We start from the raw sequence: 23419 nt of genomic DNA, 5'->3' as shown, positions 1-23419 counted from the left end.
TCGTATCAGAGGCTGGGGGCGGCCGAAACCAGATCGCTCAATCTGGTCTCGAACCGGCAGAGCAGGCCTTCCGGCAGGTAGTCGATTTTGACCGAATTGCCAAAATCCGATGCCAATGTTCTCTCGATCAGGCGCGATCCGAAGCCGCGGTGCGTCGGCGGCGCCACAAGGGGGCCGCCGGCTTCGCGCCATTGGAAGTGCAGCAGCGGCTCTTTGTCAGACGCGATACAATTCCAATCGATCGCGATCGTTCCGCCGGGCACCGACAGCGCGCCATATTTGGCTGCATTGGTCGCAAGCTCGTGAAGCGCCAGTGCCAACGACAGCGCCTGCTTCGCGGTGAGCTGGACAGCGGGGCCGCCGGCGCGGATGCGGCCTTCGCCGGTGCGATGCGGCGCCAGCGCGCCGTCCACCACGGTAGGCATCGAGGCACTGGTCCAGCTCGACCTTGTGAGAATGTCGTGGGCCTGATTGAGCGCATGGAGGCGGGCATCGAAGATGCTGCGCGCTTCCTCCTTGGTCGCCGCGGTACGGAAGGTCTGGTTGGCGATGGCGCCGACCATCGCCATGGTGTTCTTGATGCGGTGTTCCAGTTCGCGCGTCAGCAGCCGCTGCTGCGCCTCCGCGCGCTTCAGCTTGCTGATGTCGCAGATCGTGCCAATGAAGCGGATCGCTTTGCCGTTCTCGAAATCCGACTTGCCCTTGGCGGAACACCACCGCTCGATGCCGTCCTCGAAGCCAATGGTGCGAAACTCGATGTCGTAGGCTTGCGGTCCGTCCGGCCGCATGGCGTCGGTACACGCTTTGTCAGTTGCTTCGCGATCGTCGGGATGGACGCCCGCCAGGAACACGTCGAAGCTCACCGGCTTGCCGGGCGTCAGGCCGAACAGCTGGTAGCAACGCGCATCCCATTTCAGGACGCCGGTTTGCGGATCGAAGTCCCAGGTCCCGGTGTCGGCGGCGTTGAGCGCGGCGGCCAGACGGGCTTCGCTGGTCTGCAGCGCCACTTCGGCAAAATGCACGGCGGTCACGTCGCGAGACACCGACAGTAATTTTTCGGGTTTGCCGTCGGGGCCGGGGATGGGCGTGACGCTGACGTCCCACCATCTCGGCGAGCCGGCCATGGTGGCGGCGTAGCCCCGGAAGTGTCCGGCACCTCCGGCCTTTGCGGTGGCCACTGCCGCCTTGGCGTCGATATGGCCTTGGTCCTGCCAGAAGTCCGGCCATGGACAGCCCCGGATAGCAGCGAAGTCGGTGACTTCCATGATCCGCTGGCCGCCCTCGGTCATGAATTCGAGGTTGCCTTCGAGGTCGAGGATCTTGATGCAGTCGCCCGACGAGGCCAGCAGGCTGCGCAGCAGCAACGTTGGGTCTGACAGCGGCCCGAACGATTGATCCACGAATACCTCTGACAATGAATTCTCGAGCGGTCAGTTGCTGCGTATCAGCAGTGCTTGCATCAAGTTGCGAGGTGGGTGACGGTTCCCTGTCGCTCACCGCCACGGCAACGCAGCCACCCCGCTGATTACGCCGGATGTGCCGGAACCCGCGCCATCATTGCCCGGCGCCTCCACGGAGTACGGATTTTTGGGGGATATCAAGGGTTTGACCGCGCTCTGAAGTCCTCAAAACGGCCCTTCTTGCTTGCTTCCCCAAGCGGCTTCCGTTAATCCCGTGATGCCTCGCATGCGAGCGGCTGCGGCCGTGTTTGGCTGGGCGCTCCGGCATGATTCGCACGGCGGGAAACCGGTTTTCCCGCCACAGTCATGCGCCATGAAGTGAATTGCAGGGATTACCTCGAAATGGCCAATGTTGTCGTCGTCGGCGCCCAGTGGGGCGACGAGGGAAAAGGCAAGATCGTCGACTGGTTGTCGGAGCAGGCGGACATCGTCGCGCGCTTCCAGGGCGGCCATAATGCCGGCCATACGCTGGTCATCGACGGCACCACCTACAAGCTGGCTCTGCTGCCGTCGGGCGTGTTGCGTCCGTCAAAGCTCGGCGTCATCGGCAACGGCGTGGTGTTCGACCCGCAGGCGTTCCTCGATGAGGTCAAGCGGCTTCAGGCTCAGGGCGTGCACATCGGTCCCGACAATCTGCGCATTGCCGAGAATGTCACTTTGATCCTGCCGCTGCACCGCGAACTCGACAGCCTGCGCGAAAACGCCAGCAAGGCCAATGCCATCGGAACCACCCAGCGCGGCATCGGCCCGGCCTATGAAGACAAGGTTGGCCGCCGCGCCATCCGGCTGATGGACCTCGCCGATCCCGACACGCTGCCTAACAAGATCGACCGCCTGCTGGCGCATCACAATGCGCTGCGCCGCGGCTTCGGACTGCCGGAATTCGACGGTGCGGAGATCCAGAAGGGCCTGATGGCGCTTGCGCCGGAACTGCTGCCTTACGCCGAGGCCGTCTGGCGGCTGCTCGACCAGAAGCGCCGCGAAGGCAAGCGCATCCTGTTCGAGGGTGCGCAGGGCGCGCTGCTCGACGTCGACCACGGCACCTATCCCTACGTCACCTCGTCCAACACCGTCGCTGCGCAGGCCGCCACCGGCACCGGCATGGGTCCAGGCGCGGTCGGCTACGTGCTGGGCATCTGCAAGGCCTACACCACCCGGGTCGGCGCCGGCCCATTCCCCACCGAACTCGACAACGATATCGGCCGCCGCATCGGCGAGCGCGGCCGCGAATTCGGCACCAACACCGGCCGCCCGCGCCGCTGCGGCTGGTTCGACGCCGTGCTGGTGCGCCAGACCGTGCGGACCTGCGGCATTCACGGCCTGGCCCTGACGAAACTCGACATTCTCGACGGCTTCGACACCATCGAGGTCTGCGTCGGCTACATGCTGGACGGCAAGGAGATCGACTATCTACCGGCCGGCGAGGGCGCCCAGGCCCGCATCGTGCCGGTCTACGAGACCATCGAAGGCTGGAAGGAACCCACCGCCAATGCCCGGTCCTGGGCGGATTTGCCGGCCCAGGCCATCAAATACGTGCGCCGGGTCGAGGAACTGGTTGGCTGTCCGATTGCTTTGCTTTCCACCAGCCCGGAACGCGAAGATACTATCCTGGTGCAAAATCCGTTCGAGGCTTAACGAAGTATTACCAGAATACTCTCAAAGTGAGGGTATTCACAGAGTCGAGTACCGATGGCTGACTACTACCCGCTGATTGCCCGTGCCATCGCTGGCCTGGATCCCAGTGCTCCCGGCGAGCAGCGCCGCGCGCTGTACGAGCGCGCGCGCAGCGCGCTGATCGCGCAATTGCGCAGCGTCGAGCCGCCGCTCACCGAATCCGAGATCACCCGGGAACGGCTGTCGCTCGAGGATGCCGTCCGCAAGGTCGAGTCCGAGGCCGCCGCCCGGGCCCGCGACATCAGTCGCGGTGGCGACGGCAAGCCGCGCGCCGGCGACGCGTTCCGCAACAACAACCGCGCCAATCCACAGCCGCCGGCCGAGCCCTCGCCGCGCGGCCGCCAGCCGATCGTGCCGACGCCGGCACCGCCGCGCGACCGTCCCGACGATGTCGCGGCGGAGCGCCCGAAGCGCAACCTGCGCATCGATCCGCCGCCGATTCCGCGGCAGCAGCAGCCCAGCGTCGCCATGCAGGAGCCCACCCTGCCGCCGACCCGCGAACGCTCCGCTGCGCCGCGCCCCGACCAGCCGGCGGCTCCCGGTGCCGCGGCCATGCGCGGCTTTCGCGACGTCACTGCCGATGTCGACGATCTCGGCCGCGCCGCCGCGCAGGCCAACCGCGCCGCGCGAAAAACCTATGCCAACGTCCCGTCGGAGTCGCCCGAGTTCGACCGGCTCGAGCCGAGCATGGAAGACCGCGGCGGCGATTATGCCTATGACGAGTCCGGCAACGACGGCCGCTTCGAACCCGAACCGGCGTCGCGGCAGCGCCCGGATTCGGTAAAGCCGAAGAAAGAGAAGAAGATCAAGCCGCCGCGCGCACCGCGCACCGGCCGGTTTCCGCTCAAGACTGCCGTCGGCATCGGCATCGCAATGATCCTGGTCGGCACCGCGATCCTGGCGGGTCCGAAGATCATGCAGACGGTGCGCGGGTTCGGCTCCTCGACGCCGGTCGTGGTCGATGCCACGAAGGATGCGCCGCTGGCGCCGCGGCCGAAGATTGCCGATCGCGTCGGCCAGCCCAGTTCGTCGGACCAGGTCGCCCCCGTGGCACAGCGCGTGGTGCTCTATGACGAGGATCCGGCCGAGCCGAAGGGCAAGCAATATGTCGGCACCGTTGTATGGCGCACCGAGCAGATCAAGGCGTCGGGCGGCAAGCCCGGCGACCTCGCGGTGCGCGCCGACATCGAGATTCCCGAACGCAAGTTCAAGATGTCGATGTCGTTCCGACGCAATACCGATACGTCGTTGCCGGCCAGCCACACCGCCGAACTGACCTTCGTGTTGCCGCCAGATTTCTCCGGAGGCGGTGTCAGCAACGTGCCGGGCATCCTGATGAAGTCCAACGAGCAGGCGCGCGGCACGCCGCTGGCAGGACTCGCGGTCAAGGTCACCGACGGCTTCTTCCTGGTGGGCCTCAGCAACGTCGAGAGCGACCGCTCCCGCAACATCCAGTTGCTCAAGGAGCGTTCGTGGTTCGACGTGCCGCTGGTCTACAGCAACCAGCGCCGCGCCATCATCGCCATCGAGAAGGGCTCGCCGGGCGAGCGCGCCTTCAACGAGGCCTTCGCGGCCTGGGGCGAGTAGTCTTCCTTCACCTCTCCCCGCTGGGAGAGGTCGGATTGCGAAGCAATCCGGGTGAGGGGCCTCGCTCGGACACAAACCTCCACGCCAGCGAGGGCGGATCAGCGAAGCGTGATCTGCCATTCGGCGTCAGACAGGCGCAATACGCCGGGCCATTGCGACGTTTGAATGCTCTACGGATGGTGCTGGATCAAGCCGGCGCGGCGGCGAAATATCTTGGCGCGTCGCGCCAGTCGCGGGCCGCGGCCCTGACCGCCTTGGCGCGATAGTCCAGTTCGAGGTCGCACAGCATGCCGCGCAGTTCGGCGTCGGCTTCCTGGCTGGCGAGCCGGTTGCAGTCATCGGCGCGTTGCCGCAGGTACATTTCTGAAATCATGCAGCCTCCGTCCATCAACGAACAATTGACGGAGGCTGTGCGCGGTTATGGGCAAGGGCGTGGCGGCAATGTGCACAAATGCGACCGCCGGGAACCCGAAAAACTACGGCGCGCCGCCGGCGCCGGCGGCGATCGCGTGGGTCACCAGGTCGTGGGCGTCGGTGATGCCTTCCGATGCGCTGCGCACGATGGTTTCGGCCATCTTCGCCTTGGTGGCGGGAGTGCGATGCTGCTCGGCGATCTGCTCCACCGCGATATCCAGCACTTCGCGCAAGGCAGCGATGTAGCTGGGGTCGAATTTCGGCATCGTCTCTGTCGTCATGGGGCCCTCTGTTCTCAATGGGCGGACCATGACGACGCAATGGGGCTGATGTGAGTCAGGGCCATGAACTGGCGATGACTGCGGCTGACATTGAAGTGATGGCGACATCGCGCCATCGACACCAAACTGTAACCTTTTCCGTGTGCACGCCGGCGCGGCGCGGGGACGAGCGGGCGCGCCTTGGCGCGGTTGCGGCATATGCCGAAGCTACGGCTGCGGCATGCGCGAAAATCGGAGCACGGGCGGTGACGACTCGTTTATGGTGTTGGCGTAGCGTGGCGGCCGTCAGAGCCCGGCTGCCCGCGCTCGCTTTGGGGCTCGCCGATGATGCCGACCACGATTCTGCCGATCCTGCCGATCTGTTCCGACCTGCGTCTGCGTCGTCTGGCGCAGGCCTCTATCGTGCTGCTGTCGCTGTCGCTGTCGCCGTCGCCATCGACGGCGCGCGAGGCGCCGAGCGCGCCGTTCCTGCAGAAGAACGGCTTCTATCTGGAGTCGGCGGGTTTCAAGGCGCGGTTCGTCAGCGATGCGGCCTCGCAGGAGGCGATGCGCAAACTGCCGGCCCACCGCTTCGTGGTGCACAAGACGCCGAACGGTCCGGTCTACGTCTATGCCGATCCGAAAGCCTGCGTCTGCATCTTCACCGGCCGCCGCGACAATTATCTGTCGTATCTGGACATCCTGCGCGCGCCGCTGCCGCAGGCGGATGCGGTGTCGCCGGACTACAAGTCCGAAGCCGGCGCGCTGCTGGCCGACGACCCCGTCGACTCTGCCGGCATCGACTGGCAGCCCGATAGCGCCGCGGCCTTTCTGCGCGACTATTATTAGCACGCGGGTTCTGCAGTTCGGCGACGACGGTAGCACCGGGCGGGTCCGAGAGGTTGATTTCCGACGCCCTCGATGCCGCGCGCGTTACACGCGGAAATCCATGACCTGACCAGGCGAGCCTCCATCCCCGCGCGAAGGCGGCGATTTTGCGCGTCGGCCTTAAGGAGAGATTAGAACTCGGCGTCTAGATTTGCGCTCCAATTGCGCGATTGAGAGCCCCGCAAAGGTGGACCGGAAGGTCCAGGAAGGTACCTCGATGCAAACCCTTGGTTCAGCTTTGGACGACCAAAAGGGTTTCGGCCGGGGATTCGATTTCCTTCGGATATGTCTGGCGACCGGAATCATTGCCTGGCACACCGCCCAGCTGAGCGGGCATCTGGAGTTGGCCAGGGCATCCGTCTTCTGGCTTTCCGAATACATGCTTGTGCCGATGTTTTTCGCCTTGAGCGGATTCCTGGTGGCAGGAAGCAGCACGCGTCTCTCTGCAAAGAACTTCATGCTTAACCGCGCTGCGCGCATCCTGCCGGCGCTCATCGTCGACATCTTCTTTGCGGCGCTCTTGATCGGCCCGCTGGTGACGACGTTGCCCGCAAGAGAATATTTCACCGACGCGACTTTCTTCAGCTACTTTCTCAACATCACGGGATGGATCCACTACTCTCTTCCGGGCGTGTTCGAGAACAATCCTTCGCCGGAGGTGAATGGCGCGCTCTGGACGGTCCCTTTCGAAATGGGCTGTTATGTCATTCTGATCGGACTGATGCTGTCCGGGGCGATCAAACGAACCAGAGTGGTGCCGTTGTTCACTCTCGGCGTTCTGATCGCCGGAATCTATCTCAGGCAGATGTCATCGCACCTCGTCAGCGACCATGCCTCGTTTTTCGATCTGCTGGCGATGAACCTCTTCCTTTTCCGCGGATCGTTGCTCTGGCCGTCCTTCCTGATCGGAATCGTCCTCTATCAACTGCGGTATTGCGTGCCGTTCTCCAGGACGGCGGCCATCGGCCTGCTATGCGTGGCGGCTCTTTTGAGCGCATTTGGAAGTAATGCGGCGTTGTTCGGCAACCCCGGCGTTCATGCCATCGCGCTCCCGCTGCTCGGCTATCTCACCGTCCTGGTCGGGCTGTCGCCGATGCCACGTCTTCCGGGCTTTGGGACCGGCGACTACTCCTACGGGCTGTATCTCTATCATGTCCCGTTCCTGCAGCTGCTGATCCACTACTTTCCGGAGGCCTGGACCGGCGACCGTTGGTGGACACTGTTTCTGGTCGGGTTTCCGCTCTCGCTGACAGCCGCTGTGATCTCGTGGCACCTGTTTGAATATCCCGTGCTCAAGCTCAGGAACTCTTTCGTGATCAAACGACGGCCGGAAGGTGCTACGGCAGTCTTGGGCGTGCCACGCTTGCCGCCAACAGCCAGTTTGCCGCTGACAGCGCATCTGTCACGGGATAGTTGACCGCAATTCTCGATCGCGATGCAGCGCCAGGATCGGGAAATATCCGGCCTCGTCGCCGTCGGTCGACGCCAACCTGCAGACTGGCGTCATCGCCGACACGCTGCTAAATCCCGACCAGTTCACTGGAGTCTGAAGATGTCCCATAAAACCTGGATCGCGAAACGGTCGCTGTCGATCGATCTGGAATACGACACGGCATTCGAGGTCAGGGAGGGCATGACCTATACAGACGACGGCACCACCGTGTTCGGCGATTATGTCTGCGACGAATTGTTTGCGCCGGCCACGCCGGGTCCCGGCACGATCGTCGTGACCCATCCCGAGGCGCGCAGGTCGCGAAGAAACTAGTCTACAGCGTTTCGAAGGTGGCTCGTCCGCACCAATGCGATGGCTCGGCCTTTTCCTGTCGAAACACCTTGTTGTGCAGGATGGTCACGACGTAGGTCTGCTGCCCGATCGAATTGCCCATCGCGCCGTTCACGGTCGCGCGGACACAGGTCTCCCAGGCTCCGGCTGCCTGCAGCGGCGGCGAAAAACTGATGTTGGACGGTGCCGCTGCGGGCATGAAGAATTCGGACAGCCGTGTCGCGAGCAGATTGCGGATGTCCGGAGCCGGCTCGGGTTGGGGCGCCGCGGCGGCCTTGTCCTTGAGGATGTCCGGCGCCCAGGTGGCGCCGGGATCGATGGAGCATCCCGACAGGGCCACAGCGATCAGCGGAATGACAAGGCATCTGGACATCGGTCCAAGCTAGTGCCCGCCCGGTTGTCGAGCAAGGGGGCTCGCGGCGAGCCATGCTCCTGGCTCGCCCGGCGTTGCGTGGGTACGTCTATGCCGGGCCGCGGTCCCCGGCAGCCGGCGCGCTCCGGCTGACGTAGCGTCCTCCGCCCTCGGGGCCGACCAGCGCGCCATCGCGCACGACAAAGCGTCCACGCAGCATGGTCGCCACCGGCCAGCCGGTGATCTCGATGCCTTCATAGGGCGTGTAGTCGGCGCCGTGATGCAGGCCGGCCTGCGACAGGGTCGCCGTCTTCTTGGGGTCCCACAGCGCGATGTCGGCGTCGTAGCCGACGCTGATCGAGCCCTTTCCTGTCAGTCCGTAGGTCTTGGCGTGGTTGGTCGAGGTCAGTGCCACGAACTGGTTGACGGTGATGCGTCCCTTGCTGACGCCTTCGGAAAACAGGATCGGCAGCCGGGTCTCGACGCCGGGAATGCCGTTGGGAATCCAGCGGAAGCTGGTGCGTCCGCCCGGCGTCAGCTTGCCGGCTTCGTCGTCGAAGCGGAACGGGCAGTGGTCCGACGAGAACAGCGTGAACACGCCCTGCTGCAGGCCTTCCCAGCACGCCTGCTGGCTGGCCACGTCACGCGGCGGCGGCGAGCAGACGTATTTCGCGCCCTCCATGCCGAGATCCTTCAGGTCCTCCTCGGTGAGCACCAGATATTGCGGGCAGGTCTCGCCGGAAATCTTCAGCCCGCGCTGCTGGGCGCGGCGGATCTCTTCCATCGCCTCTCGGTTGGAGACATGGACGATGACCAGTGGCACGTCGATCAGCTCGGCCAGCGAGATGGCGCGATGGGTAGCCTCGCGCTCCACGGCGATGGGACGCGACTTGGCGTGGTAATACGGCCCGGTATTGCCGGCACGTTCGAGGCGGTCGGCAAGAAAACGAATGGCGTCATAGTTCTCGGCATGAACCTGCACCAGCGCGCCGGTCTCACGGGCCACCGTCAGCACCTGCAGGATCTCGTAGTCGCTCAGCACCATGTCCGCATAGGTCATGAAGATCTTCAGCGAGGTGTAGCCGTCGGCAACGAGCGCCGGCAGTTCCTGGCCGAGCACGGCGTCGGTGGGATCGGAGATGATCAGATGGAAGGAGTGGTCGATGTAGCAATGCCGCTCCGCCAGCGCATGATAGTCCTTCAGCGCCTCGCGCAGCGGCTGCCCCTTGGCCTGCAGGCAGTAGGGCATCACGAAGGTGTTGCCGCCGAACGCCGCTGCCCGCGTCGCGCTGGTAAAATCGTCGGCCATCACGATGCCCGGACCGGACGGCTGCGAGATGTGGACGTGGCTGTCGATGCCGCCCGGCAGCACCAGCAGTCGGGTGGCATCGACGATTTCACTGGCGTCGGTCAGCGCCTCGCCGAGCGCGACGATGCGGCCGTCCCTGATGCCCACGTCGGCCTTGAAGGTCTCGCTGGCGGTCACCACGGTGCCGTTGCGAATGACGGTGTCGAAAGTGGCCATGGCGAGACCTCCCGTTGAGTGTGTGTTGCGAACCGGTCAGACGTTCTGGAACAGCGAGCCCCAGCCGGTCACTCGCTTGGTGTCGACGCCGGCCATCTTCAGGCACTTCCATACCACGGTGGCGATGGTGTCGTAGACCGGGATGCCGGTTTCCTGCTCCAGTTTCGCGGTCGACGGCGCCACCCGCAGATTGGTGCAGATGATGGCAATGGCGTCGGGCTTGTCAGCGGCGACGTCGCGGGTCATCTGCTCCAGTTGCGGCACCGGCACTTCCGAGAACGAAAAGTTGTCCTGCAGGTTGAGATGGCGCTCACCGCCGCAAGCGATGCCGAGCTTGCCGTAATTGTCCAGGATCTTTGCCTGAACCGCATCGAGATAGGGCGTCACATAGCCGAGCTTCTTCACGCCCGTAGTGGCAAGGATCTCGTTCAGCGCCAGCATCGAGGTGGTGGCGGGAATGCCGGTGGCGGCCGTGATCTGCTCGCACAGGCGGACGTCGGCTTCGAAGCCAAGCCAGCCCGACGACGTGCCGTTCCAGCCGATCACGTCGACCTTGGCGTGGGCCAGCAGTTCGGCGGCCCGCAGGATCTCCGAATTGTCGAACTGCGCCAGCGCGGTGTTGGACAGGGCTATCTCGGTGACCTTGAAGCGGGAGAAGTGTGCGGAGACTTCCGGAAGCCCCGCCAGCATGGCGGTGGTGATCGGCTCCAGCGCCGTGTTGGACGATGGGGTGAGCTGGCCGAGCAGAACGCGTTTGGTCATGGGTGATCCAGAGTTTCGAGGGTGGGTGTTGCCCGCTCCGAGCGGAGCAGGTCGAGGATGTGCCGCTTGATCTCGTTGAACTGCGGGCTGGTGATATCGCGCGGTCGCTCGAGGTCGATCGGGATGATCTCCTTGATGCGGCCGGGCCGGGCGCTCATGACTGCGACATGGGTGCCGAGGGTCAGCGCCTCGTCGATGCCGTGGGTGACGAAGACGATGGTCCCCTGATGCTGCTGCCAGATCCGCACCAGCTCGTTCTGCATCTCCATCCGGGTCTGCTCGTCGAGCGCGCCGAACGGCTCGTCCATCAGGATGACCTGCGGATTCATCAAGAGCGCGCGGGCGATGCCGACGCGCTGGTTCATGCCGCCGGACAGCTCGGATGGATAATGGTTTTCAAAGCCGGTGAGGCCGACCATGTCGATGTAGCGCTGGGCGACGGTGCGGCGTTCTTCCTTCTGGCCGCCCCGCAGCTTGAGATGGAAGCCTACGTTTTCCCAAACCGGCAGCCACGGCATCAGATTGGCCTGCTGGAACACGACACCGCGATCGGAGCCTGGCGATGTGATCAGCTGGCCGTCGACGGTGACGGTGCCGGACGACGGCTTCTCGAAGCCGGCGATCATGTTCAGCAGGGTTGATTTGCCGCAGCCGCTGGGGCCGAGCAGGCACAGGAACTGGTTCTTGGAAACCTCCAGGTTGATGTCGTCGAGCGCGATGACGTCGGCCTTGCGCTTGGCGTCCTTGAAGACCTTGGAGACGTGGGAAATATCGATCGTTGCCATCGCCTATTCTCCCGCGATCGTGGTGTTGCGCTGCCAGTGCAGCACCTGGCTCATCACCGCGCGGATGCCGAGGTCGCTGAGAAAGCCGAGCAGGCCGATGCTGGCCATCGCCGCCAGCACGAGGTCGTACCGCAGGAAGTAATAGGAATCCCAGAGCACATAGCCGAGGCCGCTTTTGACGGCGACCATCTCGGCGGTCACGGTCAGCATCCAGGCGGAGCCGATGCCGATGCGCAGGCCGGCGAAGATGCTGGGCAGCGCCGCCGGCAGCACGATGAAGCGCAGCAGCTCGCGGTTGCCGCCGCCGACCATGGCGCCGGCGCGGATCAGGTTGCGGTCGCAGGTCTTCACGCCGTGGATGGTGTTGAGCAGGATCGGGAAGAACGCCCCGAGAAACACCAGGAAGATCGCCGGCTTGTTGGCGATGCCGAACCAGATGATTGCCAGCGGAATCCACGACACCGGCGGGATCGGCCGCAGCATCTGCAGCGTCGGCTCGATGATCACCTCGATCTTGCGCGACCAGCCGATGGCGACGCCGGTGGACACCGCCAGTACCGTGGCGATGGCAAATCCCGCCAGCACGCGGGACAGGCTGGCGGCCATGTCGGACAGCCAGTGCCCGCTATAGGTCTGGGTGTTGCCGTCGGTGCCGAACAGCCAGTCCGCCCATGCCCACACCACGGTGGACGGGGCGGGGAGCAAGGCGGCGGGAAGCGCGCCCGAGCGCGAGAACGCTTCCCAGCCGGCCAGGATCAGCACCGGCACGATATAGCGGTCGAGTTTTCTGAAGTGCCGGAGGCTGGCCATGATCGATCTCAATAGCCGAGTTCGGTCTTGGGCTTGCCGGTGGCGGCTTCGAGGAATGTGTAGTTCATGTTCTTCTCGACCGCGGCGGAGACGTCGGAGTTGATGTACTTCAGGTCCCGCATCATGTTGGCGATGGCCAGCGCCGAGGCGCGGTACATCTTCGGATCGGGATCGAGATTGTCGACGGCGCCTGTCGCGATGGCCTTGTCGAGGCCGGTGACCTTGGAGATGACGTCGATCAGCGCGCCCTTGTCGGCGGCGACGAATTCATCGACCTTGACGATCGCCTTGACGGTCGCTTCGAGTTCCTTGGGCTTGTCCTTGACCACGTCGGAGCGGGTCAGGATCAGGTTCGTCAGCTTGCCGGCGGCCTGGTCGTAGGGCAGGCCGAACATCTTGGCCGCCTTCTGCTGCAGAATCTGCGTGGCGAACGGCTCGACGGTGCAGATCAGTTCGATCTCGCCGCGGCGCAGCGCCTGCAGATGGTCCGACGGGTTGGGAATATTGACGAACTGCACATCCTTGTTGATGTCGATACCCTGCTTGGCGAAGGCGCCGCGCATGTGGATGTCCTGCGCATTGCCGCGCGACGCAGCCACGCGGAACGGCTTGCCGGCTGCCTTGTAGTCGGCGATGACCTTCTTCAGCGAGGCCCAGTCGTTGGGCGTAACCGGCAGGTCGTTGCCGACCAGCATGGCGGAGCCGCCGTTGACCTGGCCGGAAATCGCGACCACGTCGAAACCCTTGTCGAGCGCGATGGCGTAATGAAGATAGGTGACCTGCGCGACATCGAGATTTTTCGAGATCAGCGCGGTGAGTGCGTCGGTGCCGGTGTTGAAGCCGACGGCATCGATCTGCACGCCCTTGGCGTATTGCGGGGTCAGCGACATCGGCGTGCAATGGGCGCACTTGGCGTAACCGAGCTTGATGACGGGCTCTGATTGGGCGAGGGCGCCGGATGACATGGCCGAGGTCAATCCAAGGGCGAGACAAATGCCGAGCAATAATCGTTTCATGGTCGCAATCTCCGGGCGTGGGCGATGGGTTCGCTTTGACCTGCATCCATCAGCAAGCCTCATGCCACTTCGAATACGATATGCAATTTGCATATTATCTTGAAATATCAATTATTAGATGCTAATAGTAGTCATCAATAATTGCTGCATCTTTAGGCGGAGAACACGATTTTGAGGCATTTCGAACCGTCCAGCGATGTGGCTCATGACTGAGCTGGCCCCCGCGCGCGGCTGCGGACGCGCTTCAAGCCCACCCGGCTGAAACTGTCGTCCGACCATTCGAAGCGGCCGCTGGAGCGCATGTCGCTGCACGACCAGCTGGTCGCCAAGGTGCGGGAGATGATCGTCGACGGCGAACTCGCGGCCGGCGCGCCGTTGCCGGAAAAGATGCTGTGCGAGACCTTCGGCGTGTCGCGCACGCCGCTGCGCGAGGCATTCAAGATCCTGGCCGCCGAAGGACTGATCGAATTGCGCTCGCACCGGACGCCGGTGGTGACGCCGGTCAACCGCGATGAGATCGCTGACAGCTTTGCCGTCATGGTGGCGCTCGATGGCGTGGCCGGCGCCCAGGCCGCAATGCTTGCGACCGACGCCGATATCGCCCGGCTCGATGCGATGCATGAGCAGTTGGTGGCGCTGCACCGTGATGCGGCACGCGCAGCCTATTTTCGCATGAACCAGGATATTCACATCGAAATCACGCGGCTCGCCGGCAACCCGGTGCTGCTCAACATCTGGACCACCTTGAACGCCAATATCTATCGTGCGCGCGCGACGGCGAATTACGATGCGAAACGGTGGACCGAGTCCGTCAAGGAGCACGAGGATTTCATGGCGCTGCTGCGCGCGCGATGCGCAGGGCTTTGCGGCGTCGCTCAGCGCGCATACCCGCAAGACCGGCGACGCGGTTCTCGCGGCGTTGAAAACCGCAGCCGAGGCGGGTGGCTAGTCGCGGACGCCATCTTGCCTTGCGTCATGCTGCCTGTTGAATGAGCGTTGCGCGCTCCAAAAACTTGCTTGGAGAAGACCGGGCCGATGGTCCAAAGAGTGCCGGTTGAACCGGCAGTGCGGTTCCTGGATCGAGCAATGAACGTCCTGATCTTTGGCGGCACCGGTTTTGTGGGGCTCAATATCGCCGATGTCCTGCTGTCGCGGGGCCATGCGGTGACATTGTTCGACCGCGCAGGCTTGCCGCCGGCGGCGCAGCGGGCCTTCCGCCGTCATGGCGACAGGCTGACGATGGTATTGGGCGACATCCTCGATCGCGCCGCGGTCGATGCGGCCATCGCCGGCGGCATCGATGCGATCGTGCTTGGCGCCGCGATCACCGCCGATGCGGAACGCGACGCCGCCGATCCCGAGAGCATTCTGCAGGTCAACCTGATGGCGCAGACGCCGATCCTTGTTGCGGCCAAGCGTCACGGCGTTCGACGCGTGATCAACCTGTCCTCCGCGGGCGCCTATGGCGCCGCCGCCTTTCGGCACGCGCTGCTCGACGAGGAACTGACCTGCGATCCCCAGTCGCTTTACGCCATCACCAAATTCGCTTCCGAGAAGGTCGCCGCGCGCCTCGCCGCGCTGTGGTCCATGGACATCGTCAGCGTGCGGCTCAGCGGCGTGTTCGGACCGTGGGAGCGGGCGACCGGCGTGCGCGACACGCTGAGCCCGCAGATGCAGATCATCGACGCGCTGCATGCGGGACGCGAAGCCGTGCTGCCGCGCGCCGGCGTCAAGGACTCGATCTACGCGCCGGACGTGGCCGACGCCATCGCCCTGCTGCTCGAGGCTGCCAGGCCGCAACATCGCCTGTACAATATCTCCACCGGCGTCGAATGGTCGGCGCTGCAATGGGGTGAAGCACTGGCGGCGCTCAATCCGGGCTTCGTCTGCCGGCTCGCCGCGCCGGGCGAAGCCCCGAACGTCAATCTGCACAGCGCCGCCGACCGCGCGCCGCTGGCTGTGACGCGCCTCGCGGAGGAGTTTGGCTGGCGGGCGCGCTTTGGCTGCGCCGATTCCGCGGCTGACCTTCAGGACTGGTCGCAGCATCAGGAAGGAAACTGAGATGAGACTTCATGGACGCACGGCGATCATCACCGGCGCAGGCTCCGGCATCGGCCGCGCCAGCGCGCTGCTGTTTGCGCGCGAGGGCGTATTCGTCGCATTGGTCGATCGCGACGAGGCCGGCCTGCAGGAAACTCTTGCGGAGATCCAGGACGCGAAGGGCGATGCCTCGATCCACGTCGGCGATGTCGGCGACGGCGAATACGCGTCCGGAACGGTTGAGCATATCGTGGGCCAGCGCGGCCGGCTCGACATCCTCATGACCTCCGCCGGCTTCTCCGTCGGCGGCACGGTGGTGACCACCGCGCCGGAGGATTGGGATGCGGTGTTCCGCACCAATGTGGGCGGCACCTGGCTGTGGGCGCGCGCGGCGGTGCCTCAGATGCAGCGACAGCGCAAGGGCTCGATCGTCACCGTTGCCTCGCAGCTGGCCATAGCCGGCGGCAAGGGCAACAGCGCCTATATTGCGTCCAAGGGCGCGATCCTCAGCCTGACCCGCACCATGGCGGTGGACTTTGCCACCGACGGCATTCGCGTCAATGCCATCGCACCGGGGGCCATCGACACGCCGCTGCTGCGCCGCAGTTTTGCGCGGCATGCCGATCCCGATCCGGTCCGCGAAGCGTCGCGCAACCGCCATGCCATGAAGCGGTTCGGCGAGGCCGTGGAGGTCGCCGAAGCGGCGCTGTATCTCGCCAGCGACGCGTCGTCCTTCACCACGGGGACCGTGCTGCCGGTCGATGGCGGATGGCTCGCGGCATGAACGACGCTCTCTCGGCTTTGGAAGCACAGGTTCGCGACGATCTCCACAAGACCGCGCATCCCAATGTGCCGTGGCTCAAGGCAAGGCCCGGTCCGGATGGCAAGCCGGCGCTGGACGTGCTGATCGTCGGCGCCGGCCAGTCCGGTCTCGCCATCGGCTTCGGCCTGCTGCGTTCGCAGGTCGGCAATATCCTCGTTCTGGACAAGGCCGCTGAAGGTCTCGAAGGTCCGTGGCTCACTTACGCGCGCATGCCGACCTTGCGCAGCCCGAAGCATTTCACCGGTCCGGACCTCGATATGCCGAGCCTGACCTACCAGTCCTGGCACGAGGCGATGTTCGGCCGGGAGCACTGGCAGCAGCTCGATCGCATCCTGCGGCAGCACTGGGTGGACTATCTGATCTGGTTCCGGCGTGTGGTCGGCGTGCCCGTGCGCAACGGCTGCGAGGTGCTGGACATCAAGCCGGCCGCGAATGGTTTGCTCGCGGCTTCGGTGCAGACCGCCGGCGGCATGGAGACGCTTTATGCGCGAAAAATCGTGCTGGCGACCGGGCAGGAGGGCATGGGCAACTGGATGATTCCGGAGCCGCTGGCGCATCTGCCGCCCTCGCTGTGCGTCAACGCGTCGGCGGACATCGATTTCGCAGCGCTGCGCGGCAAGCAGGTCGTGGTGATCGGCGCCGGCGCGTCGGCCTTCGACAACGCCGCCACGGCGCTGGAAGCAGGCGCCGCCGAGGTGCACCTGCTGTGCCGCCGCGCCGAGGTGCAATTGATCCAGCCTTATCACTGGCTGACCTTTCGAGGCTTCCTGCGGCATTTCAGCGAGCTCGACGACGCCTGGCGCTGGCGCTTCATGCGCACCATCCTGGACATGCGCGAGGGGTTTCCGCAACCGACCTGGGACCGCTGCGCGCGCCACGCGAATTTCGTCCTGCATGAGGGCGCGCCGGTCGAGGCTGCCCAACAGGCGGGCAACAAGGTCGAATTGCAGACGCCAGGCGGACCGGTGGTCGCCGATTTCGTGATCTGCGGCACCGGCATCGCCATGGATTTTACCAGCCGGCCCGAATTGCAGAACTGCGCGGCCAATATCGCCACCTGGGCCGACCGCTACCAGCCGCCGCAAAGCGAGCGCAGCCCGCGGCTCGGGCGCTTTCCCTATCTTGCCGAGGATTATGCCCTGACCGAGCGCGTGGCCGGAGCGACGCCATGGATCTCCGATATCCATCTCTTCGCCATCGCCTCAACCATGAGTTTCGGCGCATCCGGTTCATCCATCAACGCGATGACAACGGCAGTGCCGAAGCTTGTGCATGGACTGACTCGTGGCTTGTTTCGCGCCGATATTGAGGGACACTGGGCCTCCCTGCAGGCTTACGACGTCCGGCAGGCCATCATCCGCAGGGAACCGGAGACCGCAGACGATGCTGGATGATCCCGGTGCGATCGTGCAGGCTGACGCAGCCCGTCGCGGAGGCCGGCCGGACCGCTTGGCGCATTAATTGCTTTAGATATCGAATAGTTCACGGTGCTGGGCATCGAAGGGTTGTTGATTTCAGGGGAACAGGACGATGAGACTTTCTTATTCGAAGCAGATGCTGGGCGCGGTCGCCGTGCTGGCCTTTCTGGTCGCCGCGGCGCCGGTCAAGGCGCAGACCCGGGCCGAGACGCTGCGCTATGTCACGGGCGCTTCGGTCAATACGCTCGACCCGAACATTCCCGGCTCGACCCGCGAAGCCTTTGCCGTCAGTCTCTCGACCTATGACCGGCTGGTCTCGTTCGGACGCAAACAGCTCAACGGCAAATGGGTGTTCGACCTCGATACCATCCGCGGCGAACTCGCCGAGTCCTTCGATGTCAGCCCCGACGGACTGAAGATCACCTTCAAGCTGCGCAAGGACGCCAAGTTCCAGGACGGCTCGCCGGTCACCGCCGATGACGTGAAGTGGTCGCTCGATCGTGCCGTCACCGCCAAGATTCTCGGCAAGGCACAGTTGTTGACGGGCTCGCTGACCGACGCCAGCCAGTTCAAGGTGATCGATCCCCTGACCTTCGAAGTGACGCTGCCGAAGCCCGACAAGCTGGCGCTGCCGAACCTCGCCACCGTCTATCCGATCATCATCAATTCGAAAGTCGCCAAGGCGCATGTGACCGAGGAAGATCCCTGGGCGCAGGCCTGGCTGAAGGAAAATACCGCGGGTTCGGGCGCCTATGTCATCGACAGTTTCAAGCCCGGCGAGCAGGTAATCCTGAAGCGCAACGACGCATGGAATCGCGGTCCCGGCGGCAAGCAGGCGTTCTTCAAGCGGCTGATCCTGCAGTCGGTGCCGGAGCCTTCGACGCGCGCCAACCTGGTCGAGAAGGGCGATGTCGACATCGTCATCGACCTGCAGGCCAGCGATGCGCAATCGCTGGAGGCCAAGGGCAAGCTGAAGGTGATCTCGACCCCGCAGTACAATGCCATCACCTTCATCTCGATGAACAACCAGATGCCGCCCTTCGACAAGGTCGATGTGCGCCGGGCCGTTGCCTATGCGTTGCCCTATGACGATATGTTCAAGGCGGCTTTGTTCGGGCGCGGCGATTTGCTCACCGGCGCCACCTGGACCGATGGCAAGCCGCCATCAGGCGGCTTCCCGATCAAGCAGCCGATCAAGCTCGATCTGGACAAGGCCAAGGCCTACCTGAAGGCGGCGGGCTTCCCTGATGGCTTCTCCACCACATTCAGCTTCAACGTCGGCCAGTCCGCGACTGCGGAACCGATGGCCGCACTGGTGAAGGAATCGCTCGCCAAGATCGGCATCAAGGTGGATATCCAGAAGCTGCCCGACGCGCAGATGTCGACGCAGATCACCGAGAAGAAACTGCCGTTCTTCACCGAAGGCATCGTCGCCTGGCTGCCGTCGACCGACTACTTCTATCGCAACTTCTACACCGGTAACCAGCGCTGGAACTACAGCTCGATCGACAATGCCGAACTCACCGCCATCGCGCAGGAAGCTCGTTTCGAGCCGGACAAGGCGAAGTATGAGGCCGACGGCATCAAGCTGAACGCCATCAATTTCGACCAGATGCCCCAGGTGCCGTTGTGGCAGCCGAGCCAGGACGCGGTGATGGCGCCGTCGATCGAAGGCTACACCTATCAGTTCCACCGCCAGGTCGATTATCGCGACCTCAGCAGGAAGTGATAGACCGATACTGCACGACAAACTAGAGCGTAGGGTGGGCAAAGGCGCACTTGCGCCGTGCCCACCACTTTGATGCTCGGTGGTGGGCACACTTCGCCGCGCTTCCCGCGTCGCAGCTTTGCCCACCCTACAATTGCAGCTCCCCGCAAGCGGGGAGAGGTAATGAAGATCATGAGCCGTGTGATCTTTCTCACGACAGTTTAAGGCGAACCATTTGTGTTGATGAAGCTGGCATCCACTGCGAAACGCGCCGCACGGCGTTTTGCCTCGTCACTGCCCGCATTGTTCGGCGTGCTGATCTTTACGTTCCTGCTGATGCGGGTGTTGCCTGGCGATCCTGCCGTGTTCTTCGCCTCCGGTCCCAATGCCGGCAAGGAAGAGATCGAGACCATCCGCAAGCAGATGGGGCTCGACAAGCCGGTGCCGCAGCAACTCGCGCTGTACCTCTACGACGTCGGCCGCGGCAATCTCGGCCGTTCGCTGATGACCGGCCAGACCGTCACCAAGGATCTCAAGGAGCGGCTTCCGGCGTCGCTGGAACTGACCTTCTCGGCCCTGCTGATCGCGCTCGTGCTCGCTCTGCCGCTCGGGATTCTGGCGGCGCTCAGGCCGGGGTCGCTGATCGATCACGGCGTGCGCATGTTCTGCGCGCTCGGCGTCTGCGTGCCCACTTTCGTCTCCGGGCTGCTGCTGATCTATGTGTTCTACTATCTGCTCGGCATTGCGCCGGATCCGACCGGACGCGTCGATATCTTCATGACGCTGCCGCCGTCGCATACCGGCTTCCTGCTGATCGACTTCCTGATCGCCGGGGATTTCGAGGGCTGGTGGGCCGCCTTCAAGCAGTTGATCCTGCCGGCCTGCACCATGGCGCTGTTCGTGATCGCGCCGCTGGCGCGCATCACCCGCGCCTCGATGCTGGCCTCATTGGGCAGCGACTTCGTGCGCACCGCGCGCTCGGTCGGCCTGTCGTGGTGGCGGATCGTCGTCACCTATGCGCTGCGCAACGCCATCCTGCCGGTGATCACCATTGCCGGCATCGTGTTCTCCACCATGCTCGGTGCCAACGTGCTGGTGGAAAAAGTGTTCTCGTGGCCCGGCGTCGCGTCCTACGCGCTCGACGCGTTGCTGTCGTCCGACTACGCGCCGGTGCAGGGTTTTTCCTCTTGATGGCGTTCGTGTTCGTCATCGTCAATCTGGTCGTCGATGTCCTCTACGGCATCGCCGACCCCAGGATCTCCATCGGATGAGCAGCGCTACCCTCAGTCACGCCGCCTTCATCCTGCGCGGCAATCCCATCACCGGCATCGCTGCCGCCGGCTCGACGCTGCTGATTCTCGTCGGCATTTTCGCGCCGTGGCTCGCGCCCTACGATCCGATCGTCTCCGACGTGGCCAATGCCCTGCAGGGGCCGAGCGCGGCGCATTGGGCTGGCACCGACCAGCTCGGCCGCGACGTGTTCAGCCGCATCATCGTCGCCACCCAGCTCGATCTCGCCATCGCGATTTCCGCCGTCGGCATCTCCTTCGCGCTCGGCGCGGTGATCGGCGCGCTGTGCGGCTATAGCGGCGGCCGGCTCGATCGCGCGGTCGGCCGCTTCGTCGACGTGCTGATGGCGTTTCCGCTGTTCGTGCTGGCGATGGCCATGGTCGCCGCGCTCGGCAACCGGGTCGAGAACATCATCATCGCCACCGCCATCATCAACCTGCCATTCTACATCCGCTTCGCCCGCGCCGAAGTGAACGTGCGGCGTAACCTCGGCTGGGTCGAGGCCGCGCGCGCCAGCGGCGAGAGCCATTTCTCCGTGGTGCTGCGCTTCCTGCTGCCCAACGTGCTGCCGGCCATGGTGGTGCAGATGTCGCTCAATCTCGGCTGGGCGATCATCAACGCCGCCGGACTTTCGTTCATCGGACTCGGCGTCAAGGCGCCGACGCCGGAATGGGGCATCATGGTCGCCGAAGGCGCGCGCTTCATCTCCACCGGCAAATGGTGGCTGGTGGCGTTTCCCGGCCTGGCGCTGATGATGGCAGTCTTGTGCTTCAACCTGCTCGGCGACGGGCTGCGCGACATTCTCGATCCGAGACAGCGGACTTGATGCAGCGCACATGAGCAAGCTTCTCGACATCGAAAACCTGCACGTCACCTTCTCCACCCGCCGCGGCCCGGTCGAGGCGGTGCGCGGCGTCTCATTGGCTTTGGCGCCGGGCGAGACCCTCGGCATCGTCGGCGAGAGCGGCTCCGGCAAATCCGTGACCGGCTTCGCGGTAACCCGGCTGCTCGACACCTCCGGCAAGATCACCGGCGGCCGCATCCTGTTCCGCGACCGCGAAATCACGAAAATGTCCAATGCCGGCCTGCGCGAGATGCACGGCTCGGCCATGGCCATGATCTTCCAGAACCCGCGCGGGGCGCTCAATCCGATCCGCGCCATCGGCCAGCAGATCGCCGATGCCATCCTCGCGCACAAGAAGATCTCCGCCGAAGCCGCGCGCGCGGAGTCGCTCGAGCTGCTGCGCGCCGTGCAGATCCGCGATCCAGAGAAGCGCATGAGCGCCTATCCGCATGAGCTGTCCGGCGGCATGTGCCAGCGGGTGATGATCGCCATGGCGATCTCATGCAATCCGTCTCTGCTGATCGCCGACGAACCGACCACCGGTCTCGATGTCACCACCCAGAAGGTGGTGATGGATCTGCTGGCATCGATCGCCGCCGCACGGGGTATGGCGACCATCCTGATCACCCACGATCTCGGCCTCGCCGCCCGTTACTGCCGTCGCGTGGTGGTCATGGAGCAGGGCAGGCTGGTCGAGCAGGCCGACGCGCTGACCCTGTTCCAGTCGCCGCAGCATCCCTACACCAAGCGGCTTGTGGCGGCGTCGCCGACGGCGACCTCGCGGGTCGAGGACCTCGTCACCGGCGAAGACCGCGCGTTGCCGCCGACCGTTCCCGCCGCGCCCCGGCCGGCGCTGGCGCACGGCACACCGCCGCTGCTTGACGTGCAGAACCTGGTGAAGCGCTTTCCCGACGGCACCCTGGCGCTCAAGACCTTCTCCATGACCATGGCGGCCGGCGAGAGCGTCGGCCTGGTCGGCGAGTCCGGCTCCGGCAAGAGCACGACGTCGCGGATGATCTGCCGGCTGCTCGACCAGAGCGAGGGACAGATCAACTTCAACGGCGAATCCATCAGCCACATCCCGGCGCGGGACTTTCACAAGGCGCCGCAGCGCCGTGCCATCCAGATCGTGTTCCAGGATCCCAACGACAGCCTCAATCCGCGCTTCACGGCGTTCGACTGCATCGCCCATCCCTTGATGCGGCTGGTCGGCATGCGCAACGGCGATGCCCTGCGCAAGCGCGTGGGCGAATGCGCCGAACGCGTCGGCCTGCCGGCCGAGCTGCTGCAGCGTTTTCCGCATCAATTGTCGGGCGGCCAGAAGGCACGTATCGGCATCGCCCGCGCCATTGCCTGCGAGCCGAGCCTGCTGGTGCTCGACGAGCCGACGGCCGCGCTGGATGTCTCGGTGCAGGCAGTGGTGCTGCAACTGCTGGAGCGGCTGCGCCGCGAGGACGGGCTGTCGTTTCTGTTCGTCAGCCACGATCTCAACGTGGTCAGGATGATGTGCCAGCGCACCATCGTGCTGCGCAACGGCGAGATCGTCGAGCAGGGCGAAAGCCACGCTTTGTTCGACAATCCGCAGACGGACTACACCCGCGAACTGGTCGACGCCGTGCCGCATATCGAGAAGCTGCCGATGGCCGCCGGCAGCTGAGCGGAAAACTCCGGCGTCGGCCAAGGTCCAGGCCAACGTCTATGAGTTGTCAATTCGCCGGTGTCGGTCCCCCGGCGGTTCGCACCAGCCGATCGGCCTTTTGCAGGACGTAATGGCTTTCCGGCTGTTCCCGCGCAAAGAAGCTGATCAGGACAAAGGCCAGGCAGAACAGCAGGCCCGTGACCATGATCCTTCGATGCGTGCTCTTGTCGGCATTGTGCATGGAGCTGGACATCTCTGATCCCTCACCAGGGCAGACTACAAAGACGACCGCGAAATACAAACCTTCTCACGTCTTAACCTAACCAGTAAAGGTTACGGCG

22 protein-coding genes and 1 pseudogene are annotated in these 23419 nt (G+C 64.4%); 13 read left to right on the top strand and 10 right to left on the bottom strand.

Annotated features, from left to right (window positions below):
- Positions 1 to 5: 5 nt before the first annotated feature.
- Positions 6 to 1415 (bottom strand): PAS domain-containing sensor histidine kinase, encoded by a 1410-nt coding sequence (locus ONR75_RS25665; RefSeq protein ID WP_265079731.1) that lies wholly within the window; start codon positions 1413 to 1415, stop codon positions 6 to 8.
- 387 nt (positions 1416 to 1802) lie between these two features.
- On the opposite strand from ONR75_RS25665, the gene ONR75_RS25660 reads away from it, so the two are divergent.
- Together ONR75_RS25660 and ONR75_RS25655 are read left to right on the top strand one after the other, a co-directional pair.
- Positions 1803 to 3095 (top strand): adenylosuccinate synthase, encoded by a 1293-nt coding sequence (locus ONR75_RS25660; RefSeq protein ID WP_265079730.1) that lies wholly within the window; start codon positions 1803 to 1805, stop codon positions 3093 to 3095.
- A 54-nt stretch (positions 3096 to 3149) separates the two neighbouring features.
- Positions 3150 to 4721, top strand: coding sequence for a hypothetical protein (locus ONR75_RS25655; protein ID WP_265079729.1), 1572 nt, complete (start codon positions 3150 to 3152; stop codon positions 4719 to 4721).
- Positions 4722 to 4908: 187 nt separating this feature from the next.
- Here the strand turns inward: ONR75_RS25655 and ONR75_RS25650 are convergent, their stop codons facing one another.
- Together ONR75_RS25650 and ONR75_RS25645 are read right to left on the bottom strand one after the other, a co-directional pair.
- Positions 4909 to 5094, bottom strand: coding sequence for a hypothetical protein (locus tag ONR75_RS25650; RefSeq protein ID WP_265079728.1), 186 nt, complete (start codon positions 5092 to 5094; stop codon positions 4909 to 4911).
- Between the two features lie 103 nt (positions 5095 to 5197).
- Entirely contained in the window at positions 5198 to 5416 is a 219-nt protein-coding gene (locus tag ONR75_RS25645; RefSeq protein ID WP_265079727.1) for a hypothetical protein, read from the bottom strand.
- 324 nt (positions 5417 to 5740) lie between these two features.
- Between ONR75_RS25645 and ONR75_RS25640 the strand changes: the two genes are divergently transcribed.
- The 3 genes from ONR75_RS25640 (at position 5741) to ONR75_RS25630 (ending at position 8048) form a co-directional block, all read left to right on the top strand.
- Entirely contained in the window at positions 5741 to 6244 is a 504-nt protein-coding gene (locus ONR75_RS25640) for a hypothetical protein (RefSeq protein ID WP_265079726.1), read from the top strand.
- A 256-nt stretch (positions 6245 to 6500) separates the two neighbouring features.
- Positions 6501 to 7700, top strand: a complete 1200-nt coding sequence (locus ONR75_RS25635; protein ID WP_265079725.1) for an acyltransferase family protein — start codon at positions 6501 to 6503, stop codon at positions 7698 to 7700.
- 135 nt (positions 7701 to 7835) lie between these two features.
- On the top strand, positions 7836 to 8048 hold the full coding sequence (locus ONR75_RS25630; RefSeq protein WP_265079724.1) for a hypothetical protein: 213 nt from the start codon (positions 7836 to 7838) through the stop codon (positions 8046 to 8048).
- 1 nt (position 8049) lies between these two features.
- Here the strand turns inward: ONR75_RS25630 and ONR75_RS25625 are convergent, their stop codons facing one another.
- From ONR75_RS25625 to ONR75_RS25600, 6 genes are all read right to left on the bottom strand, one after another.
- On the bottom strand, positions 8050 to 8439 hold the full coding sequence (locus tag ONR75_RS25625; protein ID WP_265079723.1) for a hypothetical protein: 390 nt from the start codon (positions 8437 to 8439) through the stop codon (positions 8050 to 8052).
- Positions 8440 to 8527: 88 nt separating this feature from the next.
- Positions 8528 to 9943: a dihydropyrimidinase gene (gene hydA, locus ONR75_RS25620; RefSeq protein WP_265079722.1), complete on the bottom strand. Its 1416-nt coding sequence runs from the start codon at positions 9941 to 9943 to the stop codon at positions 8528 to 8530.
- 36 nt (positions 9944 to 9979) lie between these two features.
- Positions 9980 to 10705: an aspartate/glutamate racemase family protein gene (locus ONR75_RS25615; RefSeq protein ID WP_265079721.1), complete on the bottom strand. Its 726-nt coding sequence runs from the start codon at positions 10703 to 10705 to the stop codon at positions 9980 to 9982.
- The gene (locus tag ONR75_RS25610; protein ID WP_265079720.1) at positions 10702 to 11490 is read right to left on the bottom strand and encodes an ABC transporter ATP-binding protein; all 789 of its coding nucleotides are present in this window, start codon (positions 11488 to 11490) and stop codon (positions 10702 to 10704) included. The genes ONR75_RS25615 and ONR75_RS25610 overlap by 4 nt, the downstream gene beginning before the upstream one ends.
- Positions 11491 to 11493: 3 nt before the next feature.
- Positions 11494 to 12300 (bottom strand): ABC transporter permease, encoded by an 807-nt coding sequence (locus ONR75_RS25605; protein WP_265079719.1) that lies wholly within the window; start codon positions 12298 to 12300, stop codon positions 11494 to 11496.
- Between the two features lie 8 nt (positions 12301 to 12308).
- A complete protein-coding gene (locus ONR75_RS25600; RefSeq protein ID WP_413776388.1) occupies positions 12309 to 13316 on the bottom strand; it encodes an ABC transporter substrate-binding protein in 1008 nt (335 codons plus the stop codon).
- 339 nt (positions 13317 to 13655) lie between these two features.
- Here ONR75_RS25600 and ONR75_RS25595 point away from each other — a divergent pair, with 339 nt between their 5' ends.
- The 8 genes and pseudogenes from ONR75_RS25595 (at position 13656) to nikE (ending at position 23096) form a co-directional block, all read left to right on the top strand.
- Entirely contained in the window at positions 13656 to 14309 is a 654-nt protein-coding gene (locus ONR75_RS25595; RefSeq protein ID WP_320109660.1) for a GntR family transcriptional regulator, read from the top strand.
- A gap of 93 nt (positions 14310 to 14402) precedes the next feature.
- Positions 14403 to 15377 (top strand): NAD-dependent epimerase/dehydratase family protein, encoded by a 975-nt coding sequence (locus ONR75_RS25590; protein ID WP_265079718.1) that lies wholly within the window; start codon positions 14403 to 14405, stop codon positions 15375 to 15377.
- A 1-nt stretch (position 15378) separates the two neighbouring features.
- Positions 15379 to 16140 carry an SDR family oxidoreductase gene (locus ONR75_RS25585; protein ID WP_265079717.1) on the top strand — a complete coding sequence of 254 codons (762 nt, stop codon included), beginning with the start codon at positions 15379 to 15381 and terminating at the stop codon, positions 16138 to 16140.
- Positions 16137 to 17573, top strand: coding sequence for an NAD(P)-binding domain-containing protein (locus ONR75_RS25580; RefSeq protein ID WP_265079716.1), 1437 nt, complete (start codon positions 16137 to 16139; stop codon positions 17571 to 17573). The genes ONR75_RS25585 and ONR75_RS25580 overlap by 4 nt, the downstream gene beginning before the upstream one ends.
- A gap of 160 nt (positions 17574 to 17733) precedes the next feature.
- Positions 17734 to 19326 carry an ABC transporter substrate-binding protein gene (locus tag ONR75_RS25575; protein ID WP_265083795.1) on the top strand — a complete coding sequence of 531 codons (1593 nt, stop codon included), beginning with the start codon at positions 17734 to 17736 and terminating at the stop codon, positions 19324 to 19326.
- A gap of 222 nt (positions 19327 to 19548) precedes the next feature.
- A pseudogene (locus ONR75_RS25570) lies at positions 19549 to 20576 on the top strand (ABC transporter permease).
- Positions 20573 to 21421, top strand: coding sequence for an ABC transporter permease (locus tag ONR75_RS25565; protein ID WP_265079715.1), 849 nt, complete (start codon positions 20573 to 20575; stop codon positions 21419 to 21421). The pseudogene ONR75_RS25570 and the gene ONR75_RS25565 overlap by 4 nt, the downstream one beginning before the upstream one ends.
- A 10-nt stretch (positions 21422 to 21431) precedes the next feature.
- Complete coding sequence (gene nikE, locus ONR75_RS25560) at positions 21432 to 23096, top strand: nickel ABC transporter ATP-binding protein NikE (RefSeq protein WP_265079714.1); 1665 nt, start codon at positions 21432 to 21434, stop codon at positions 23094 to 23096.
- Between the two features lie 49 nt (positions 23097 to 23145).
- On the opposite strand, the gene ONR75_RS25555 is transcribed toward nikE, so the two are convergent.
- Positions 23146 to 23331, bottom strand: coding sequence for a hypothetical protein (locus tag ONR75_RS25555; protein ID WP_265079713.1), 186 nt, complete (start codon positions 23329 to 23331; stop codon positions 23146 to 23148).
- Positions 23332 to 23419: the final 88 nt, after the last annotated feature.

It is taken from the genome of Rhodopseudomonas sp. P2A-2r (assembly GCF_026015985.1).
Taxonomy (GTDB): domain Bacteria; phylum Pseudomonadota; class Alphaproteobacteria; order Rhizobiales; family Xanthobacteraceae; genus Tardiphaga.
This window is presented reverse-complemented; position numbering and strand designations above follow the sequence as displayed.

What these genes read in the sequence shown, in the direction of transcription:
- ONR75_RS25590 (WP_265079718.1), top strand. Translation starts at nt 14,403, where the DNA reads ATGAACGTCCTGATCTTTGGCGGCACCGGTTTTGTGGGGCTCAATATC.
- ONR75_RS25600 (WP_413776388.1), bottom strand. Translation starts at nt 13,316, where the DNA reads ATGAAACGATTATTGCTCGGCATTTGTCTCGCCCTTGGATTGACCTCG.
- ONR75_RS25610 (WP_265079720.1), bottom strand. Translation starts at nt 11,490, where the DNA reads ATGGCAACGATCGATATTTCCCACGTCTCCAAGGTCTTCAAGGACGCC.
- ONR75_RS25580 (WP_265079716.1), top strand. Translation starts at nt 16,137, where the DNA reads ATGAACGACGCTCTCTCGGCTTTGGAAGCACAGGTTCGCGACGATCTC.
- ONR75_RS25565 (WP_265079715.1), top strand. Translation starts at nt 20,573, where the DNA reads ATGAGCAGCGCTACCCTCAGTCACGCCGCCTTCATCCTGCGCGGCAAT.
- ONR75_RS25655 (WP_265079729.1), top strand. Translation starts at nt 3,150, where the DNA reads ATGGCTGACTACTACCCGCTGATTGCCCGTGCCATCGCTGGCCTGGAT.
- ONR75_RS25650 (WP_265079728.1), bottom strand. Translation starts at nt 5,094, where the DNA reads ATGATTTCAGAAATGTACCTGCGGCAACGCGCCGATGACTGCAACCGG.
- ONR75_RS25660 (WP_265079730.1), top strand. Translation starts at nt 1,803, where the DNA reads ATGGCCAATGTTGTCGTCGTCGGCGCCCAGTGGGGCGACGAGGGAAAA.
- ONR75_RS25640 (WP_265079726.1), top strand. Translation starts at nt 5,741, where the DNA reads ATGATGCCGACCACGATTCTGCCGATCCTGCCGATCTGTTCCGACCTG.
- ONR75_RS25645 (WP_265079727.1), bottom strand. Translation starts at nt 5,416, where the DNA reads ATGACGACAGAGACGATGCCGAAATTCGACCCCAGCTACATCGCTGCC.
- ONR75_RS25585 (WP_265079717.1), top strand. Translation starts at nt 15,379, where the DNA reads ATGAGACTTCATGGACGCACGGCGATCATCACCGGCGCAGGCTCCGGC.
- ONR75_RS25625 (WP_265079723.1), bottom strand. Translation starts at nt 8,439, where the DNA reads ATGTCCAGATGCCTTGTCATTCCGCTGATCGCTGTGGCCCTGTCGGGA.
- ONR75_RS25605 (WP_265079719.1), bottom strand. Translation starts at nt 12,300, where the DNA reads ATGGCCAGCCTCCGGCACTTCAGAAAACTCGACCGCTATATCGTGCCG.
- nikE (WP_265079714.1), top strand. Translation starts at nt 21,432, where the DNA reads ATGAGCAAGCTTCTCGACATCGAAAACCTGCACGTCACCTTCTCCACC.
- ONR75_RS25635 (WP_265079725.1), top strand. Translation starts at nt 6,501, where the DNA reads ATGCAAACCCTTGGTTCAGCTTTGGACGACCAAAAGGGTTTCGGCCGG.
- ONR75_RS25555 (WP_265079713.1), bottom strand. Translation starts at nt 23,331, where the DNA reads ATGTCCAGCTCCATGCACAATGCCGACAAGAGCACGCATCGAAGGATC.
- ONR75_RS25575 (WP_265083795.1), top strand. Translation starts at nt 17,734, where the DNA reads ATGCTGGGCGCGGTCGCCGTGCTGGCCTTTCTGGTCGCCGCGGCGCCG.
- hydA (WP_265079722.1), bottom strand. Translation starts at nt 9,943, where the DNA reads ATGGCCACTTTCGACACCGTCATTCGCAACGGCACCGTGGTGACCGCC.
- ONR75_RS25595 (WP_320109660.1), top strand. Translation starts at nt 13,656, where the DNA reads ATGATCGTCGACGGCGAACTCGCGGCCGGCGCGCCGTTGCCGGAAAAG.
- ONR75_RS25630 (WP_265079724.1), top strand. Translation starts at nt 7,836, where the DNA reads ATGTCCCATAAAACCTGGATCGCGAAACGGTCGCTGTCGATCGATCTG.
- ONR75_RS25615 (WP_265079721.1), bottom strand. Translation starts at nt 10,705, where the DNA reads ATGACCAAACGCGTTCTGCTCGGCCAGCTCACCCCATCGTCCAACACG.